General features: G+C 71.9%; 16 protein-coding genes. 4 read left to right on the forward strand and 12 right to left on the reverse strand.

All coding sequences use genetic code 11. The features are described from left to right. Positions 1-298 precede the first annotated feature (298 nt). The 3 genes from BM288_RS01820 to BM288_RS01830 form a co-directional block, all read right to left on the reverse strand. The gene (locus BM288_RS01820; RefSeq protein ID WP_092915296.1) at positions 299-739 is read right to left on the reverse strand and encodes a DUF2695 domain-containing protein; all 441 of its coding nucleotides are present in this window, start codon (positions 737-739) and stop codon (positions 299-301) included. Between the two features lie 184 nt (positions 740-923). Continuing rightward, positions 924-1,751: an aldo/keto reductase gene (locus BM288_RS01825; protein WP_092915298.1), complete on the reverse strand. Its 828-nt coding sequence runs from the start codon at positions 1,749-1,751 to the stop codon at positions 924-926. After that, the gene (locus BM288_RS01830) at positions 1,748-2,908 is read right to left on the reverse strand and encodes a bifunctional 2-methylcitrate synthase/citrate synthase (protein ID WP_092915300.1); all 1,161 of its coding nucleotides are present in this window, start codon (positions 2,906-2,908) and stop codon (positions 1,748-1,750) included. Before BM288_RS01830 ends, BM288_RS01825 begins: the two co-directional genes overlap by 4 nt. A gap of 202 nt (positions 2,909-3,110) precedes the next feature. Here BM288_RS01830 and BM288_RS01835 point away from each other — a divergent pair, with 202 nt between their 5' ends. After that, entirely contained in the window at positions 3,111-5,159 is a 2,049-nt protein-coding gene (locus tag BM288_RS01835) for a BCCT family transporter (protein WP_092915302.1), read from the forward strand. 71 nt (positions 5,160-5,230) lie between these two features. Here the strand turns inward: BM288_RS01835 and BM288_RS01840 are convergent, their stop codons facing one another. Continuing rightward, entirely contained in the window at positions 5,231-5,665 is a 435-nt protein-coding gene (locus BM288_RS01840) for a hypothetical protein (protein WP_177220204.1), read from the reverse strand. 190 nt (positions 5,666-5,855) lie between these two features. Further along, entirely contained in the window at positions 5,856-7,019 is a 1,164-nt protein-coding gene (locus BM288_RS01845) for an acyl-CoA dehydrogenase family protein (RefSeq protein WP_177220205.1), read from the reverse strand. Positions 7,020-7,267: 248 nt separating this feature from the next. On the opposite strand from BM288_RS01845, the gene BM288_RS01850 reads away from it, so the two are divergent. After that, entirely contained in the window at positions 7,268-8,137 is an 870-nt protein-coding gene (locus BM288_RS01850) for a helix-turn-helix domain-containing protein (protein ID WP_177220206.1), read from the forward strand. 4 nt (positions 8,138-8,141) lie between these two features. Here BM288_RS01850 and BM288_RS01855 read toward each other — a convergent pair whose 3' ends face one another. The 6 genes from BM288_RS01855 to BM288_RS01880 form a co-directional block, all read right to left on the reverse strand. Continuing rightward, positions 8,142-9,296, reverse strand: a complete 1,155-nt coding sequence (locus tag BM288_RS01855) for an oxidoreductase (RefSeq protein WP_092915308.1) — start codon at positions 9,294-9,296, stop codon at positions 8,142-8,144. Beyond that, positions 9,293-10,222, reverse strand: a complete 930-nt coding sequence (gene prpB / locus BM288_RS01860; protein ID WP_092915310.1) for a methylisocitrate lyase — start codon at positions 10,220-10,222, stop codon at positions 9,293-9,295. The genes BM288_RS01855 and prpB overlap by 4 nt, the downstream gene beginning before the upstream one ends. After that, complete coding sequence (locus tag BM288_RS01865) at positions 10,222-11,757, reverse strand: MmgE/PrpD family protein (protein WP_092915312.1); 1,536 nt, start codon at positions 11,755-11,757, stop codon at positions 10,222-10,224. Before BM288_RS01865 ends, prpB begins: the two co-directional genes overlap by 1 nt. A 25-nt stretch (positions 11,758-11,782) precedes the next feature. Next, positions 11,783-12,451: a GntR family transcriptional regulator gene (locus BM288_RS01870; RefSeq protein WP_092915314.1), complete on the reverse strand. Its 669-nt coding sequence runs from the start codon at positions 12,449-12,451 to the stop codon at positions 11,783-11,785. A gap of 151 nt (positions 12,452-12,602) precedes the next feature. Next, positions 12,603-13,283, reverse strand: coding sequence for a class F sortase (locus BM288_RS01875; RefSeq protein WP_318255275.1), 681 nt, complete (start codon positions 13,281-13,283; stop codon positions 12,603-12,605). Positions 13,284-13,298: 15 nt separating this feature from the next. Next, positions 13,299-14,063: a hypothetical protein gene (locus tag BM288_RS01880; protein ID WP_092915316.1), complete on the reverse strand. Its 765-nt coding sequence runs from the start codon at positions 14,061-14,063 to the stop codon at positions 13,299-13,301. Positions 14,064-14,248: 185 nt separating this feature from the next. On the opposite strand from BM288_RS01880, the gene BM288_RS01885 reads away from it, so the two are divergent. Further along, positions 14,249-14,911 carry a hypothetical protein gene (locus BM288_RS01885; protein WP_092915318.1) on the forward strand — a complete coding sequence of 221 codons (663 nt, stop codon included), beginning with the start codon at positions 14,249-14,251 and terminating at the stop codon, positions 14,909-14,911. 147 nt (positions 14,912-15,058) lie between these two features. After that, positions 15,059-15,733: a hypothetical protein gene (locus tag BM288_RS01890; protein ID WP_143102979.1), complete on the forward strand. Its 675-nt coding sequence runs from the start codon at positions 15,059-15,061 to the stop codon at positions 15,731-15,733. Between the two features lie 9 nt (positions 15,734-15,742). On the opposite strand, the gene BM288_RS01895 is transcribed toward BM288_RS01890, so the two are convergent. Further along, entirely contained in the window at positions 15,743-17,527 is a 1,785-nt protein-coding gene (locus tag BM288_RS01895; RefSeq protein ID WP_318255276.1) for a DEAD/DEAH box helicase, read from the reverse strand. Positions 17,528-17,637: the final 110 nt, after the last annotated feature.

Genomic DNA, 17,637 nt, shown 5'->3' on the forward strand with positions numbered 1-17,637 from the left:
GGTCTCCTTCGATTCGATTCGATTCGATTCGATTCGGCGGGCCCTGATCGGCGTGACCCACAAGTCGACCCCGTCGTCGATGAGCCTGAGCGTAGACCTGCGCCGGCCGGCGCACCAGTGGCACGTTGACGGCATCTCGGCCGCACCTCGGCGGGACCTCGGCTGCACCGCCGGAGACCTGTGAGACCGCGTCGCCGCATCCCCCACATCAAGGAATGCGAGGGCGCGCTGGCATCAGCAGGGGCGCGCCGGATCTGCGTGCTTCTGCAGCATGCGGATCACGCCCTGGGCGGCGTCATCAGCGCGACCCGCCGCGGCGGCCACGCGAGCTGGGCCGCAGCATCGAGTGCCAGTTGCGGCAGGGCTGCGTCGAGCCGCGGCGCACGCCCGTGCAGTGCGGCATCTCGTCGGGCGGCTCCGCGTCGAGCTCGGTCGCCCAGCCATCGACCACCTCTGTGCGGCGAGGCTTCCAGAGATGCCAGGCGGGCTGCATGGTGTTCATCAGCACCTCGCAGTCGCAGCGGCCGCCGGAGTCGGACAGCCGCCGCTCGAGCGCCGTCGCCCGCGGCGCGGCAAGGTCGCGGTAGCGCCCGGCGAAGCGCAGGTCGCCCTGGCAGCCGAACACGGCGACCACCCGGTCGAGGTAGCAGGAGAGGCACTCCTGCTCGTGGGGCGCGAGCCACAGCTCGGCCAGCTCGCGCACGTAGCTCTCGGCCTCGGCAGTGATCGGTTCGTCCATGCGGCGCACCTTCGCACCGCCGCGCCGCGCCGCGAGCGACCGCGTCGACCGCCTGTGGAGAGGGGCAGCGCACCGCAGCAGAGCGCCGCACAGCAAGACGACCCCTTCCGCCTCCCGCGACTCGGTGCACCGGGTCGCCGAAGGCGGAAGGGGTCGTCGAAGCGTGACGCGGAGCGCCGAGCGCTCAGCTCACCTCGGCGGGGTCCGCCGAGACACGGCCCGCGGCGCCCTGATCGAGCGCGTCGATCGCGGCGACGTCGTCGGCCGTCAGCTGCACCGACGCGGCGGCGAGGTTCTCGTCCATGCGCTCGCGGCGGTTCGACTTCGGGAAGACGATGCGGCCAGAGGCCAGGTGCCACGCGATGACCACCTGCGCCCACGAGACGCCCAGCCGCTCGGCGATCTCGCCGATCGGCCCGCCCGAGTAGTCGACCTTGCCCTGGCCGAGCGGCCCCCACGCCTCGATGGCGATCCGGTGCTCAGCCGCCAGCGCCGTCGCCGCGCGCTGCTGGAACTGCGGGTGCAGCTCGATCTGGTCGACGGCCGGCACGATGCCGGTCTCGAGGATCGCCGGCAGGAACCGCTCGTCGAAGTTCGAGACGCCGATCGACGTGGCGAGCCCCTCATCGCGCAGAGCGGCGAGCGTCTCCCACGTCTCGACCGGCGAGCCCGCGGCGGGCGTCGGCCAGTGGATCAGGTACAGGTCGACGTGCGAGAGACCGAGCTTCTCGAGGCTCTCCCCCATCGCCGCGCGCGTGTCGGCGGCGCCGCGGCGGTCGTTCCACAGCTTGGTCGTGACGAAGAGCTCCTCGCGCGCGATCCCCGACGCGGCGATGGCGCGGCCCACGCCCTCCTCGTTGCCGTAGATGGCTGCGGTGTCGATGTGGCGGTAGCCGGCCTCGAGCGCGTCGGTCACGATGCGCTCGGTCTCCGCCGGGTCGACCTTGAACACGCCGAAGCCCAGCTGCGGGATGCTGCGGCCGTCGTTCAGCTCGAGTGCGGGAATGCTCATTCGGTCTCCTCAATGGTCGATGTGTCCTGGGGCAGGGCGGATGCGTCGACGCCGTCGACGTGCCGCTCGTCCGGCCCGCTGTAGGCCGAGAGCGGCCGGATCAGCGCGTTGTTCGCGCGCTGCTCGATGATGTGCGCCGTCCAGCCGGTGACGCGCGCGGCGACGAACAGCGGCGTGAAGATGGGCACGTCGAAGCCGATCAGCGCGTAGGCCGGGCCGGAGGGGAAGTCGAGGTTGGGCTTGATGGGCTTGCGGTCGGCCATCGCCTGCTCGAGCGCGTGGTAGATCTCCAGCATGTCGGGCCGGTCGTAGTGCTCCACGAGCCGCTCGAGGGCCGCCCGCATCGTCGGCACGCGCGAGTCGCCGTTCTTGTACACGCGGTGCCCGAAGCCCATGATCTTGCGCTTCTCGTCGAGCGCGGTCTGCATCCACGCATCCGCCTCTTCCGCGCTGCCGACCTCGCCGAAGACCTCCATCACGGCCTCGTTGGCGCCGCCGTGAAGGTGGCCCTTGAGGGCGCCGATCGCGGCGACGACGGCCGAGTAGAGGTCGGCGAGCGTCGAGGTGACCACGCGCGCGGTGAACGTCGAGGCGTTGAAGGAGTGCTCGGCGTACAGGATCATCGACTGATTGAAGGCCTCGACCACGAGCGGGTCGGCCTCCTCGCCGAACGACATCCAGAGGAAGTTCGCGGCGTAGTCGAGGTCGTCGCGCGGCTCGACCAGCGGCTGGCCGTTGCGCCTGCGCTGCTCGTAGCTGACGATCGCGGGCAGCACGGCGAAGAGGCGGAAGGCCTTGTCGAGGTCGTCGGATGCGTCCTCGGCGCCCGGGTCGCTGGCTCCGACGATCGAGACGGCCGTGCGCACGACGTCCATCGGATGCGCGGTCTCGGGCAGCGCATCCATCACGGTCTTGACGTTGTCGGGCAGGGCGCGCAGCTCGCGCTCGGCGGCGCGGAACTCGGCCAGCTGCGCCTCGTCGGGCAGGTCGCCGTGCCAGAGCAGGTAGGCGACGGCCTCGAAGGGCTGGGTGGCGGCGAGCTCCTGCACGGGGTAGCCGCGGTAGAGCAGGGAGTTGGTGTCGGGGTTGACCTTCGAGACCTCGGTGGTGTCGGCGTAGACGCCAGCGAGGCCCTTCTTGATGTCAGGCTCAGCCATGGTGCTCCTCGGAAAGGGATGGGCGGGGACGCGCATCCGACTCTAGGGCACCGCGGCGGTGAACTCGTTCGTCGGGCGAACGGTCACGATGGCGCAACGATCCGCGGCCGCTCCGGGCCGCTGCCATCGGCCGCGCTATTCTCGCGACGCGGCCGCACGGGACGTGCAGGGACGCATCCGCCGACGAGACGAGGCACCCCTCATGTCCGAGAGCACACCGGCGACACCGCCCCGCAAGCCCCGCACACCCGTCAAGCAGGTGGTGCGCGAGGTGACCGAGCCGGGGCTCGTGCATCCGGCCCTCATCCCCGGCATCGGCGTCGAGCGCACCGGGAAGGAGTTCGCCACCAACTGGGCCGTCTTCGCGATCGCCGGCGCCTTCGTCGCCGCGGTCATCATCTGGGGCATCGTCGATCCCGACAGCATCCAGGCGGTCGGCAGCGCGTCGCTCGGCTGGGTGACGGTCAACTTCGGCTGGATGTTCGGCGCGCTCACGATCGCGATCACGATCTTCATGCTCTTCGTCGGCTACGGCCGCACCGGCGGCGTGCGGCTGGGCATGGACGACGAGGAGCCGGAGTTCTCGACCGTCTCGTGGGTGGCGATGCTCTTCTCGGCCGGCCTCGGCATCGGCCTGCTCTTCTACGGCCCGATGGAGCCGCTCACCTACTTCGTCGACCTGCCGCCCGGCTTCCGGGTCGAGGACGGCACCGTCGACGCCATGCACGCCGCACTCGCGCAGACGCTGCTGCACTGGGGCCCGATGGCCTGGGCGTACTACGCGCTGGTGGGCGGCGCGATCGCCTACGCCGCCTATCGGCGCGGCCGCTCGCCGCTGATCTCGGCCATCTTCACCCCCATCTTCGGCCAGAAGACCGAGGGTTGGCTCGGCTCGATCATCGACATCTTCGCGATCGTCGTGACCCTCGGCGGCACCGCGATCTCGCTCGGCATCGGCGCGCTGCAGATCAGCCGCGGCTTCGAGATCATCACCGGCATCGGCGAGGTCGGCAACGGCTTCATCATCGGCGCCATCGCGGTGCTGACGGCGATGTTCGTGGTCTCCGCGGTCTCGGGCATCAAGCGCGGCATCCGCGCGCTCTCGAACATCAACATGATCATCGCCGGCGTGCTCGGGCTGTTCGTCTTCGTCGCCGGCCCGACACTGCTGGTGCTCAACCTGCTGCCCTCGGTGGTGGTGTCGTTCTTCTCCGAGCTCGGCACCATGCTCGCCCGCAGCGGCTCGCAGGGCGAGGAGACGCAGGCGTTCCTGTCGGCCTGGACCACCTACTACTGGGCCTGGTGGGTCTCGTGGACGCCGTTCGTCGGCATGTTCATCGCGAAGATCTCCCGCGGCCGCACGCTGCGCGAGTTCGTCACCGTGGTGATCATCGTGCCGTCGATCATCTGCCTCGTCTGGTTCACCGTGCTGGGCGGCACCTCGATGGCGATGGAGATGGACGGGCTCGGCATCAGCGGGTCCGGCTCGGCCGAAGCGATCCTGTTCACCGTGCTCGGCAACCTGCCGCTCGGCATCATCACCTCGGTGCTCGCGCTCATCTCGATCACCATCTTCTTCGTCACCTCCGCCGACTCCGCATCCATCGTCATGGGCTCGATGAGCCAGCGCGGCAAGCCGGAGCCGAGCATGTGGGTGACGATCACGTGGGGCGTGCTGCTCGGCGCGACCGCGGCCACGCTGCTGGTCGCCGGCGGCGAGACGGCGCTCGGCGGCCTGCAGTCGCTCATGGTGGTCACGGCGCTGCCGTTCGCGATCGTGGTCATCGGCATCATGTTCGCCTGGGCGAAGGAGCTTCGCACCGACCCCTACATGCTGCGGCGCAAGTACGCGAAGGCAGCCATCGCCCAGGGCGTGCGGCTGGGCATCGAGGAGCACGGCGACGACTTCGTCTTCGGCTCCAGCGAGGTCGTCGCCGACGATGGCGCGGGCGCCTGGCTCGACACCGAGGACCCCTCGCTCACCGAGTGGTGGACGGATGCGACGACCGGCACGATCCACGCGGCCGACGTGACGCGCAACCTGGATCCGGGGCGGATCCAGCGCAAGGGCCCCGACCGGCCCGATCACACCGCATCCGGCGACAACGCCCTCACGGTCGGCGAGGAGCGGATGGAGCGACTGCGGCGCGAGCGCCAGGCGCGCAGGCATCCGGAGCAGGCCGGAGCCGGCGAGCCCGGAGCCGGCGAGCCGGAGGGCGGCGAGCCCGAGGGCGACGAGCCCAGGCCCTGACCGCTCTCAGGAGGCTCACGCAGCACGACGCCCCGCCGTGATGGCGGGGCGTCGTGCGTGCCGGGCGCGAGTCAGGCGTTCGACGGTGCCGAGGCGGGCGACTGCGCCGACTGCGCGCTCGGTGCCGAGACCGGCGACTGGGCACTCGGTGCCGACGCCGGGCTCTGTGCCGATGCCGGGCTCTGCGCCGACGCCGGGCTCTGCGCCGACGCGGGGCTGGGCGCCGAATCCTGCTGCGGGGCCGGTGCCGTGGTCTCCGGGGCACCCGAGTCGGTCGGGCCCGCGGTGTCCGTCGCCGCGGCCGAGACGACCGTGGCGCGGTCGCCGCTCGCCTTGATCTGCACCGTGCCGCTGCCGAGCATGTCGCTGCTCGCGTGGGCCGACTCGACGACGGCGCCGTCTGCGGTGCGCAGCTCCACGGCGCTCGCGACGCCCGCGGCGCTGGCGGCGATCGCGCCGAGACCGAGGACTCCCACTGCTCCCATTGCCATCCACTTGGTGTTCATGCTGCTCCTCCTGGGTGTGCTGAGCCCCAGTGCATCGGGGCCTGATGAGAGCAACTCTCCGCCTCGCGCGTGAGGTGGGAAGGAAGGGCGCGTGAGAGGCCTCTCATCAACGGGCTGAGGCCTCCGCGCGCTCCGGCGCTCCGCGCGATCCAGCGATCAGGGAGATCCAGCGATCAGCGCGATCCAGCGATCAGGCGACGCCGAGGGCGCGCGCGATCACGAGCAGCTGCACCTCGCTGGTGCCCTCGCCGATCTCGAGGATCTTCGAGTCGCGGTAGTGCCGCGCCACCGCGTACTCGTTCATGAAGCCGTTGCCGCCGAAGATCTGCGTGGCGTCGCGGGCGTTGTCCATCGCCGCGTCGCTCGCGGTGAGCTTGGCGAGCGCCGCCTCGGTCTTGAAGGGCTTGCCGGCGTCGCGCAGCCGAGCGGCGTGGTGCCAGGCGAGGCGCGCGTTGTGCACCCGCGTCTGCATGCGGGCGAGCACGAACTGCACGTTCTGTCGGCTCGCGAGCGGCTCGCCGAAGACCTTGCGCTTGTGCGCGTAGTCGACCGCCTCCTCCAGGCAGCCCTCGGCGGCGCCGGTCGAGAGCGCCGCGATCGCGATGCGCCCCTCGTCGAGGATGTGCAGGAAGTTCGCGAAGCCGCGCCCGCGCTGGCCGACCAGGTTCGCCGCCGGCACGCGCACGTCCGAGAAGGTGAGCGGATGCGTGTCCGAGGCGTGCCAGCCGACCTTGTCGTAGGCGGGTTCCACCGTGAAGCCCGGCGTGCCGTTGGGCACGTAGATGGTGGAGATCTCCTTGCGGCCGTCGGTCTCGCCGGTGACGGCGGTGACGGTGATGAACTTCGTGATCGGCGTGCCGGAGTTCGTGATGAACTGCTTCGAGCCGTTGATGACCCACTCGTCGCCCTCCAGGCGCGCGGTGGTGCGGGTGGCGCCGGCGTCCGAGCCGGCCTCGGGCTCGGTGAGGCCGAAGCCCGCGAGCGCCTCGCCGGCCAGCAGCGCCGGCAGCAGCTCGGCCTTCTGCTCGTCGCTGCCGAAGTTGAAGATCGGCATGGCGCCGAGCGAGACGCCGGCCTCGAGCGTGATCGCGATCGACTGGTCCACGCGCGCGAGCGCCTCGATGGCCAGGCAGAGCGCGAAGTAGTCGCCGCCCTGGCCGCCGAACTCCTCCGGGAAGGGGATCCCGAACAGGCCCATCTCGCCCATCTGCGCCACCACATCCATCGGCAGCGTCTTGGTGCGGTCGGCCTCGTACGAGACCGGAGCGACCACGCGCTCGGCGAAGTCACGCACGGCTTCCGCGAGCGCCACCTCGTCGTCGCTCAGCGAGTAGGTGGACAGGTCGATCGCCATCAGGTCTCCCGTTGTTCGGTGCAGCCGCCGTCGGTGCGTGCGCGGCGCCGGTCGGGTCTCGATCGGTCGCGCTCCACGCTGGGCGCTGCCCTCAAGCATGCCGCATCGCGCGCGCCGCATCGAGCGCGCGCCTCGCCGCACCGCGCCGAACAGGGTCCGACAGCGTGCAGAGCAGGGGTTGACGGCGGATGCGGTGCGCGGGCATCCTCGTCGTGTGCGGTTTTCCGCACCTGTTCTGGGAGGCGGAGATGCAGGCACGCGATGCGGTGTGGGCAGCGCTCTCCCACCCGGCGCGCCGCAGCATCGTCGACGCGCTCCGGATCGAGACGGCCACCAGCGGCGCGCTGCACGCGCGGCTCGAGCGCGAGGGCGCCTCCCCCAGCCGCTTCGCGACCCAGCGCCACCTGCAGGTGCTGCGCGAGGCCGATCTCGTGCTCGTCACCCAACGCGGCCGTGAGCGCCTGAACGCCCTCAACGCATCCGCCCTGTTCCAAGCCACCATCGGGTGGCTCGAGCCGGAGAGCGCGCGCACGGCGCACGCGCTCGACGGCCTCAAGCGCCTCGCCGAGGCGCCTGCACCCTCACCGACTGCGCCGACACCGACTGCGAAGGAGCAGCGCATGACCGAGTTCCACATCACCCAGGCGATCGACATCGCCGCCGAGCCCGCCCGCGTCTGGCAGGCGCTCGTCGAGGAGCCCGCCGCCTGGTGGGGCGCGCCCTACCAACTGCTCGACGGCCCGAGCAGCTTCGAGCTGCCGCTGCAGTGCGGCGCCGCCGTCGTCGAGCGGCAGGGCGACGCCTCTGCCCTGTGGGGCCACGTGAGCGCGGTGACGCCCGGCAGCGTCTACGCCTGGCTCGGCCAGATGGGCATGGGCGCGGGCGCGTGGGGCGAGGTGCGCTACGAGCTGGAGGCGACCGATGCCGGCACGCGCGTGACCCTGACGCACGACTCGGCGCTGCTGTGGGACGACGATGCGGCGGGCGCCCGCGCCTCGTACGACTACGGCTGGGCCGACCTCAACGCGCGGCTCAAGGCGTTCGTCGAGACGGGCGCGAAGCACGGCACGGCGGGCACGAACGCCGAGCCGGAGTTCGTCTTCGAGCCCTCGAGCTGACGGCTCAGCGCTCGGCGGATGGGGGGAGGCGCCGCGCGCGGGTGTACTGCGGCGGCCACACCGAGACGGTGCCGGCGGATGCGTCGGGCCGGCTATCGGGGTCGCCGTCGAGCTCGGCCTCGGCCGCGAGCGCCCAGTGCGGGTTGCGCAGCCAGGGGCGGGCGAGCATGATCGCGTCGGCGTCGCCGTCGGCGAGCACCCGCTCGGCGTGCGCCGGCTCGTCGATCAGCCCCACCGCGTTCACCGTGACGCCCGTCGCCGCCCGCACGTCGCGGGCGAAGGGCACCTGGTAGCCGGGCTCGAGCGCGATCTGCTGCCGCGGGTCGAGCCCGCCGGAGGAGAGGTCGAACCAGTCGGCGCCCGCCTCGGCGGCCGCCCGCACGTGCTCGATCGTCATAGCGGTGTCGATGCCGCCGTCGACCCAGTCGGAGGCACTCAGCCGCACCATCAGCGCCGCCTCCGGCGCCGCTGCCCGGACGGCCGCGACCACCTGGCGCAGCAGCTCGACGCGCAGCCCGCGCGGGTCGCGCTCGCCGTCGGTCGTGCGCCACTCGACGGCGCCCCACTCGTCCGTGCGGGCGTTCGACAGCGGCGAGAGGAACTGGTGCAGCAGGTAGCCGTGCGCGGCATGCACCTCGAGCGCCTCGAAGCCGGCGGCCACGGCGCGACGGGCGGCCGCGGCGAAGGCCTCCGGCAGCGTCGCGACCTCCGCCGTGGTCAACGCACGCGGCGGCGCGAAGCGACCGAACGCATCCGTCGTCGCACTCACGCTCTGCCAGCCGCCCTCGCTCGCGGGCACGGTGTCGCGGCCCGACCACGGACGGTAGGTGGATGCCTTGCGGCCGGCGTGCGCGAGCTGCATCGCGGGCACGGCCCCGTGGGCGCGGATGCGGGCGGCGATCGGCGCCCAGGCCTCGGCCTGCGCGTCGTTCCAGATGCCGGCATCCTGCGGCGAGATGCGGCCCTCGGGCACCACCGCGGCGGCCTCGGTCATGACGAGCCCGGCGCCGCCGCGCGCGAAGGAGGCGAGGTGCTCGTGGTGCCACTCGCCCGGCATGCCGTCCTGGCGCTCGCAGGAGTACTGGCACATCGGTGAGACCCAGGCGCGGTTGCGGGCCACGACGGGCCCGACCGCGACGGGCGTGAAGAGACGACTCATGCGTGCGTCGTGCCCTCCATCGACGCCGCGCTCGGCACCTCGAAGTTGAACACGCCCTCGTCGAACGCGTTGTAGGCGGCGTAGTCGTTCAGCTCGTACAGCCGCGCCCGCGTCTGCATGCGATCGACCGCGCCGTCGAGGGTGCCGGTCTCGCTCAGCAGGCCGAGCTCGCGCTCGATGGCGCCCATGGCGATGCGCAGCAGCGAGACGGGATGGATGGCGATGTTGACGCCGACGTCCTGCAGCTGCTGGTGGGTGAACAGGGCGCTCTTGCCGAACTCGGTCATGTTGGCCAAGATCGGCACCTGCACGGCCGCGCGGATGGCGGCGAACTCCTCGAGCGTGGCCATCGCCTCGGGGAAGATGGCGTCGGCACCGGCGGCCTCGAGCGCCTTGGCTCGGTCGATCGCCGCCGCCATGCCCTGCACGCCGCGGATGTCGGTGCGGGCCATGATCACCAGGTCGCTGTCACGGCGGGCGGCGACCGCCGCCGCGATGCGCTGCATCGCGAGGTCCTGGCTGACGACCTCCTTGCCGTCGAGGTGGCCGCAGCGCTTGGGGTTGACCTGGTCCTCCAGGTGCAGCCCCGACACGCCAGCGTCCTCGAGCTCGTGCACGGCGCGGGCGAGGTTCATCGCCTCGCCGAAGCCCGTGTCGGCGTCGATCAGCGTCGGCAGATCGGTCATGCGCGAGATCTGCCGGCCCCGCTCCGCCACCTCGCTGAGCGTGGTGAGGCCGATGTCGGGCAGGCCCAGCTCCGCCGACATGACGGCGCCGGAGATGTAGACGCCCTCGAAGCCCAGCTGCTGGATGAGCGGCGCGGTCAGCGGCGTGAACGCGCCGGGGAAGCGCTGCAGCGTGCCCGAGGCCAGGCCGGCCCGGAGCGCCGTGCGCTTCTCGCTCGGCGAGACGCTCGTCGACAGCACTAGAAGAGGCCCTTCGTGGTGCCGACGTCGATCGTGCCCTCGGGGCCGACGACGTTCAGCTGCCGCACCTCATCGACGGTCAGCTCCGGCAGGCGCTCGACCAGTGCGAGGAAGCGGTCGATCTCGGCGTCGGCGATGATGCCCTGCGCGAGGGTGCGCAGCTTGTGCACGTACTCCGCGCGGCCGAACGGGCGCGCCCCGGCCGGGTGCGCATCCGCCACCGAGATCTCGTCCTCGATCGTCTCGCCGTCGACCATGGTGATCACGATGCGGCCGCCGAACGCCTTCTTCTGCGGGTCCGGGTCGTGGTAGCGCTCGGTCCAGATCGGGTCCTCGACCGTGGTGATCTTGTTCCACAGCTCGACCGTGTCGGGGCGCTGGGCGCGCTCGGGCGCGTAGGAGCCGACGTGGTGCCAGCCGCCGTCCTGCAGCGCGACGGCGACGATGTACGGGATCGAGTGGTCGAGCGTCTCGCGGCTCGCGGTGGGGTCGTACTTCTGCGGGTCGTTGGCGCCAGAGCCGATCACGTAGTGCGTGTGGTGGCTGGTGTGGAGCACGATCGAGGCGACGTTCTCGGGCTCGCGCAGCTCGGGCCGCTCGGCCGAGAGTTTGCGCGCCAGGTCGATCCAGGCCTGCGCCTGGTACTCGGCCGAGTGCTCCTTCGTGTACGTGTCGAGGATGCCGCGCTTGGGCTCGCCCGCCGCGGGCAGCGGCACCTGGTAGGAGCCCTCCCAGCCGTCGAGCAGCCAGGCGATCACGCCGTCCTCGCCCTCGTAGATCGGCACGGGGCTGGTCTGCCCGCGCATCGCACGGTCGACCGCCTCGACGGCCATCTTGCCCGCGAAGGCCGGCGCGTGCGCCTTCCAGGTGGAGATCTCGCCCTTGCGCGACTGGCGCGTGGCGGTGGTGGTGTGCAGCGCCTGGCCGACGGCCTGGAAGACGGTCTCTGCCTCGAGGCCCAGCATGGTGCCGATGCCGGCGGCGGCCGACGGGCCGAGGTGCGCGACGTGGTCGATCTTGTGCTTGTGCAGGCTGATGGCGCGCACCAGGTCGACCTGGATCTCGTAGCCGGTCGCGATGCCGCGCACCAGCGCCGCGCCGTCGCAGCCGACGTGCTGCGCGACCGCCAGGATCGGCGGGATGTTGTCGCCCGGGTGCGAGTAGTCCGCGGCCAGGAAGGTGTCGTGGTAGTCGAGCTCGCGCACGGCCACGCCGTTCGCCCACGCCGCCCACTCGGGGCTGACGGTGCCCTCGACGCCGAAGACGGCGGCGCCGGGCTGGTAGGGGTGGCGCTGCGCCTGCTCGCGCGCCGAGACGACCGGCGCCCGGTTGAGCGAGGCGATCGCGACCGAGGCGTTGTCGATGATGCGGTTCGCGATCATCTCGACGACCTCCGCCTCCACCTCGACCGGGTCGACGGCCACCTGCGCGATCTTCCACGCCAGCTGCTCCTCGCGGGGCAGGTTCTCGGCGCTCTTGTGGGCACGGACCTCGTGCTTCGTGGCGGGCTCGTGGCTGGTGACACTGGCGTTCATGGTGCTCCTATCGCTGGAGGTGGGTTCAGTCGTGTTCGGATGCGTGCGCGGCCGGAGCCGTCTGGCGGATCGACCGCAGCGCGTTGCTGAGGTGCACGTGGGTGGCGTTCGCGGCGAGCTCGCCGTCGCCATCGAGGATGGCACGCACGATGGCGAGATGCTCGGCGGCCGCCGAGGTCAGCCGCTGCTGCGAGCGGCGCGAGAGCCGGCGTGCGCGGGCGAGGTGCGCGCGCATGCTCTGCAGGTCTGCGACCAGGAAGCGGTTGCCGACCGCCTCGTCGATGGCGGCGTCGAAGCGGGCCACCAGCGCGTAGTAGCCGTGGTGCGCCTCGTCATCGTCGTCGAGCACGTCGGCGACGCGGGTGAACGCCGCCTCGAGCTCCTGGAAGGGCTCGGCGCGGTGGCGGGCGGCGGCCAGCCGGGCGGCATGCGTCTCGAGGGCGGCGCGCAGCTCGTAGAGCTGGGCCACGTCCTCGAGCGAGAAGGCGCTGACGACGAGCCCGCGGCCCGGCAGCGGCTCGACCAGCCCGTCGGAGGCGAGTCGCGAGAGCGCTTCCCGCAGCGGTGTGCGGGAGACGCCCAGGCGCGCGGCCTGCTCGACCTCCTGCAGCACCGTGCCGGGCTCGAGCTCCCAGTCGACGATCGCGGCGCGCAGGCTGGCGTAGGCCCGATCGCTCGCGCGCTCCGTCGACATGGAACCGCACCCCCGCATCCGCTGTGTATGCACACGACCGCGAATTGCGGCCGTCCTTGCCAATATCGTGCCACAGATCGCCGCCCGTGCATACACAGCCGCCTCCGACAGGCAGACGAGCGGATGCGCTGGGTCGCGTCGAGTGCGCCCGCTACGCCCCCGGCACGAGGGTCGCGAACACCACCGTGTTGTTCGGGAAGTCGTCGCCGCCGGCGCCCAGGTCGTCGCAGGTGATCAGGCGCAGCTCCGCGCCCGGCACCGGGTAGTAGACCGCGCGGGTCGGGAACTCGTCCTTCGGGAACGACTCGAGGTGGTCGACCGCGAAGACCGCGGTCGAGCCGTCCTCGCGCGTGACCCGGATCTCATCGCCCGGCTCGAGCGTGTCGAGCTCGTAGAAGACGCCGCTGACGTCCGACAGCGAGTTGACGTGCCCGAGGATCACCGACGCGCCGCGCTCGCCGGGGGTGGGCGAGCCGTCGTACCAGCTGGCGGGCGAGCCCTCGGCGCCGGGCGGCACCTCGAGCGTGCCGTCGGCGCGCTGCCCGGTGACGATGAGCTCGGAGGTGCGGTCGAGCGCGGGGATGTCGATGCGCACGGGCTGCGAGGCGGGCATGGCAGGCTCGTCGGCGTCCGATTCGCTCGGTGCCGAGTCGCCGTCGGCGCTCGGTTCGGCACTGGGTTCGGGCGCCGCGCTGGTGGCCGGGGACGGGGCAGCGGATGCCTCCGGCTGCCCAGCGTCGTCGGCGGCCGTGCCGCAGGCGGTGAGAGCGAGCAGGAGGGCCGCCGCCACCGCCGTGAGGCGGAGGCGACGGCCCGTTCCGTGGAGCATCATCGAGCTGACTGGTGCTTAGTTCTCGTTGGCCGTGCGACGACGGACGACGTAGATGCCGGCTGCCGTCATCGCGGCCAGCGTGGCGCCCAGGGCGACGAAGCCCATCTCTGCGCCGTTGTCGCCGGCGGTGGTGACGCCGGTGTCGACGCCGCCTGCAGGCGCCATCGCGAGTGCGCCGCAGAGCGCGGGCGAGGTGGCGGCGAGCGGCAGCTCGGGCACCAGGTCGCTCGGCTCGGTCGCGCCCTCAGGCTGCGTGGCCGGGTCGAGGCCGTGCACCACGACCACTGCCGTGCCGTCGTGCAGCGCGGTCGCGGTGGCCTCGCTGATGTCGAAGGTCTCCTCGTACGTGATGGTGTCGCCACCCGGCGCCGCCATCAGGTCGAGTGCACCCTCGGGGCTCTTGTCGGCGTCGCCGATCGAGAGGGTCTGGCCGATCTCACCGTACGAGGGTCCGCCCTCGGTGGTGCTGATGATGCCGTCGCCGTTCTCGTCGGCATCCGGGCTGGGGCAGGTGCCCATTGCTCCGATGTGGATGTGCTGCACGTGCGGGTAGGGCGCGCCGTCGAACTCGGCGGCCAGCCCGGAGGCGTTCAGCGTGACGGTGGCCTGGCTGCCCTCGACGTCGATCCAGACCTCACCGGTCGCGCCGCTGTTGTTGATCTCGTCGAGCGTCGTCTCGTATGCGTGGGCTCCGTCGTGGGCCATCGCCGGCATGGCGCCCATCGCCACCAGGCTGATGCCGAGTGCCGGTGCTGCCAGCAGGAGTGCTGTCTTCTTCATGGCGGTACCTCTTCCTTGAGTCTCGGGCAGTTGGACGTGCCCGCTCTTGGAACGTGGTTCGGCACCCTCGCCGGTGCGGATTGGAGCAGTTTCACCGCAGCATCCATCCGGGGCAACCGCACCAATCCGAACGCGGTGCGGCGACGAACCCCTGGCACCCCTACGTCACAGAACGGATGGCTCCCATGGCTCGCACGATCCGCAAGAGCACCACGCTGCTCACCACGCTCGCCGTCGCCTCGCTGCTGCTGAGCGGCTGCGCGGCAGCGTCCGGCGAGCCGGCGCCCTCCCCCGCTGCGCCCTCCCACACCATGCCCGACGGCACCGTGATGTCCGGCGCCGAGCACGACGCGCACGGCGAGGATGCCGCGCACGAGGAGCACGACGCGCATGAGACCGGCACGACGGATGCGCAGGGTCCGTCCGAGGCCGCGCGCATGGTGTGCGAGGGTCAGGTCGTCACCTCGGCGGCACAGATCTTCGACCTCGAGGCCTCGGCCGCGCCGTCGTCGAGCTGGGACTCCCCCATGTTCGCCTGCACCTATGACGTCGACGGCGCGCCGGTGGTGCTGACCGTGCACGACGTGACCGATGCGGCGGCCGGGCAGGAGCACTTCGACGCCCTGCAGCAGACGCTGGGTGCCGAGGACATCGAGGGGATGCTCGGGCTCGGCCTGCCGTCGTTCTCGACCGGCGACGGGATGGTCGCGTTCCTGCGCGACGGCAAGACGCTCACGGTCGATGCCACCGCGCTCCCCGACGGCTTCGGCGACGGCACCAGGACGCAGGACGAGGCGGCCTACGTGATGGCCTCCGCCGTGCTGACCTGCTGGGTCGAGCACGACTGAGCGCTGGAGCTGAAGGCGGAGACCCTTTCGGGTCTCCGCCGCGACGCCAGCTCGTCGGCCCGTCCCGGGCCGACGCCAAGCGGAAACCTTGATCCGATCGTGATCGGATCTCGAGCGCCATCCCAGCCTGGAGGAATGGGATGGAGCATGTCGTCTCCCTTCAGCCCCGTGCGCCGCACGCTCGCCGGGTTCCTGCTTGCGTTGGCCGTTGCAGCGCTCGCCGGCTGCGCCGCGCCGCAGCCCGCGGCCACCACCGCGCCGGGCACGCCAGCGCCGGCCGCACCCTCGGCCGAGCCCACACCCTCGGCGACCCCGACCGCATCGCCCTCCCCGACCTCCACTGCGTCGGCTGCTGCGCTGCCGTACTGCGGCGACGAGTTCATCGTCGACCGCTCGTCGATCGTCTGGTGGATGGGCACCCAGGAGGAGCAGCTGGCGCAGGCCGCTCCCGAGCCCGGATTCGTTGCCGCCGAGGCGCTCGCGGGCCTGGACGTCGTGTGCGCGATCACGTATCGCTCCCCGACCGATGGCGAGCCGGGCGTCATGCAGACCTCGGAGGCCTTCGTCGCGAGCGACGGCGGCGCGCTCGAGCAGCTCGAAGCCTGGGCGGCCGCGAACGGCTACGTCGCGCAGAGCGAGGGGGACGGCTTCCAGGAGCTGCACCAGCCGCCGAACGCCGATGGCACCACGACGCGCAAGATCTTCTTCGCACCCCTCGACGGCGAGCATCCGCCGATCGGCGACGCCGAGCGCCTGGTCGCGCTGACCGGTGCGCCGCCGGACGCGATCTACGTCTGGCACGCCGACTTCACGGTCGAGTGACACGGGCGTTCAGCGGCCGCGGTCCATCACCTTGCGCAGGTAGTGGATGCGGTCGCGCAGCTGCTGCATCGAGGCCTGCGCCACCGGCGGCCCGCCGCAGACGCGCCGCGACTCGGCGTGCACGAGCGCGTGCGCCTCGCCGCGCCGCTTGGCGACGATCGCGACCAGCGAGTTGAGCAGCTGCCGCTCCTCGCGCATGTTGCGGTAGAGCGGCTCGGGCCCTGCCTCGGCCTGCGGCCGCTCGCGGATGCGCGCCGCCTGCCGCGCATGGCGCCGCTTGAGCAGCTCGGAGACGTCCTCGGCGTCGAGCAGCCCGGGGATGCCGATGAAGTCGAGCTCCTCCTCGCTGGCGGGCTCGACGAGCTGCCCGAACTCGGCCTCGCCGAAGAGCACCCGGTCGAAGGTGGCGCTCGACTCGAGCGGCTCCCACGTGAAGGGCGCGGGCTCGCGGTCGTCCTTGTCGCCCTGCTCGGCGGCGGCCATCAGGTCGTCGTCGAGCAGCTGGTCGTCGGCCTGCTCGCGGTCGAGCGCGTGGTCGCGCTGCCGCTCGAGCTCGGCCGCGAGCGCCAGCAGCGGCGGCACGCTCGGCAGGAACACGGTGGCGATCTCGCCGCGTGCGCGCTTGCGCACAAAGCGGCCGATGAGCTGCGCGAAGAAGAGCGGCGTCGACGAGCTGGTCGCGTAGACGCCCACCGCCAGCCGCGGCACGTCGACGCCCTCCGAGACCATCCGCACCGCGACCATCCAGCGGCTGTCGCCCTTCGAGAAGGCGTCGATGCGGCTGGATGCGCCGGCGTCATCCGAGAGCACGACCGTCGGCTCGTGCCCGGTGATGCCGCGCAGGATCTGCGCGTACTGGCGCGCCTGTGCCTGGTCGGTCGCGACCACCAGGCCCCCCGCATCCGGCACCGCCTGCCGCACGTGCGTCAGGCGCACATCCGCGCTCTTGAGCACCTGCTGGATCCACTCGCCGCCCGGGTCGAGCGCGGTGCGCCAGGCGCCGGCGGTGATGTCCTTCGTGTCGCCGTGGCCGAGCGTCGCCTTCATCTCGTCGCCCATCGAGGTGCGCCACGCCATCGTGCCGGCGTAGGCCATGAACACCACCGGGCGCACGACGTTGTCCCGCAGCGCCGCGTCGTAGCCGTACGCGTAGTCGGTGCGGCTGAGGCGGATGCCGCGCTCGTCGCGCACGTACTCGACGAACGGGATCGGCGCGGTGTCGCTGCGGAACGGCGTGCCGGTCAGCGACAGCCGGCGGGTGGCGGGGCCGAACGCCTCGAGCACCGACTCGCCCCAGCTGAGGGCGTCGCCGGCGTGGTGCACCTCGTCGAGGATCACCAGGCTGGCGGCGCTGCGGGTGATGCGCTCGTGCACGGATGCGCGGGCCGCGACCTGCGCGTACGTCACGACGACGCCGTGGTACTGCCGCGGGTAGTCGCCGTCGGCGTTGGCGAAGTCGGGGTCGAGCCGGATGCCCGCCTTGTGGGCGGCGTCAGCCCACTGCTGCTTCAGATGCTCGGTGGGGGCGACGACCGTGATGCGCTGGACGGTGCCGCGACGCAGCAGCTCGCTCGCCAGGCGGAGGGCGAAGGTGGTCTTGCCGGCGCCCGGGGTGGCGGCGGCGAGGAAGTCGCGCGGCTCGGTGCGGAAGTACTGCTCGAGCGCCTCCTGCTGCCAGGCGCGCAGCGGCTGCACGGTGCCCCAGGCGGCGCGCTCCGGATAGGTCGGCGAGAGGTGGTCGACCGCCCAGGAACCGAAGTGCTCGTCGGCACGGGTCTGGGGCAGGGAGGTCACCGATCAAGGGTAGGCGAGAGCGCTGACGCCGGCCGACCTCGCGTGTCGCGCTGGAGCGCGCCTGGCTCGGGCGAATCTCAACGTGTCAGGTGATGTTTCGCCGCGATATA

This window comes from Agrococcus baldri (assembly GCA_900114805.1).
Lineage (GTDB): Bacteria > Actinomycetota > Actinomycetes > Actinomycetales > Microbacteriaceae > Agrococcus > Agrococcus baldri.

Coding starts and splice junctions, on each gene's coding strand:
- BM288_RS01820 (WP_092915296.1), bottom strand. CDS start 739: ATGGACGAACCGATCACTGCCGAGGCCGAGAGCTACGTGCGCGAGCTG.
- BM288_RS01825 (WP_092915298.1), bottom strand. CDS start 1,751: ATGAGCATTCCCGCACTCGAGCTGAACGACGGCCGCAGCATCCCGCAG.
- BM288_RS01830 (WP_092915300.1), bottom strand. CDS start 2,908: ATGGCTGAGCCTGACATCAAGAAGGGCCTCGCTGGCGTCTACGCCGAC.
- BM288_RS01835 (WP_092915302.1), top strand. CDS start 3,111: ATGTCCGAGAGCACACCGGCGACACCGCCCCGCAAGCCCCGCACACCC.
- BM288_RS01840 (WP_177220204.1), bottom strand. CDS start 5,665: ATGAACACCAAGTGGATGGCAATGGGAGCAGTGGGAGTCCTCGGTCTC.
- BM288_RS01845 (WP_177220205.1), bottom strand. CDS start 7,019: ATGGCGATCGACCTGTCCACCTACTCGCTGAGCGACGACGAGGTGGCG.
- BM288_RS01850 (WP_177220206.1), top strand. CDS start 7,268: ATGCAGGCACGCGATGCGGTGTGGGCAGCGCTCTCCCACCCGGCGCGC.
- BM288_RS01855 (WP_092915308.1), bottom strand. CDS start 9,296: ATGAGTCGTCTCTTCACGCCCGTCGCGGTCGGGCCCGTCGTGGCCCGC.
- BM288_RS01865 (WP_092915312.1), bottom strand. CDS start 11,757: ATGAACGCCAGTGTCACCAGCCACGAGCCCGCCACGAAGCACGAGGTC.
- BM288_RS01870 (WP_092915314.1), bottom strand. CDS start 12,451: ATGTCGACGGAGCGCGCGAGCGATCGGGCCTACGCCAGCCTGCGCGCC.
- BM288_RS01875 (WP_318255275.1), bottom strand. CDS start 13,283: ATGATGCTCCACGGAACGGGCCGTCGCCTCCGCCTCACGGCGGTGGCG.
- BM288_RS01880 (WP_092915316.1), bottom strand. CDS start 14,063: ATGAAGAAGACAGCACTCCTGCTGGCAGCACCGGCACTCGGCATCAGC.
- BM288_RS01885 (WP_092915318.1), top strand. CDS start 14,249: ATGGCTCGCACGATCCGCAAGAGCACCACGCTGCTCACCACGCTCGCC.
- BM288_RS01890 (WP_143102979.1), top strand. CDS start 15,059: ATGTCGTCTCCCTTCAGCCCCGTGCGCCGCACGCTCGCCGGGTTCCTG.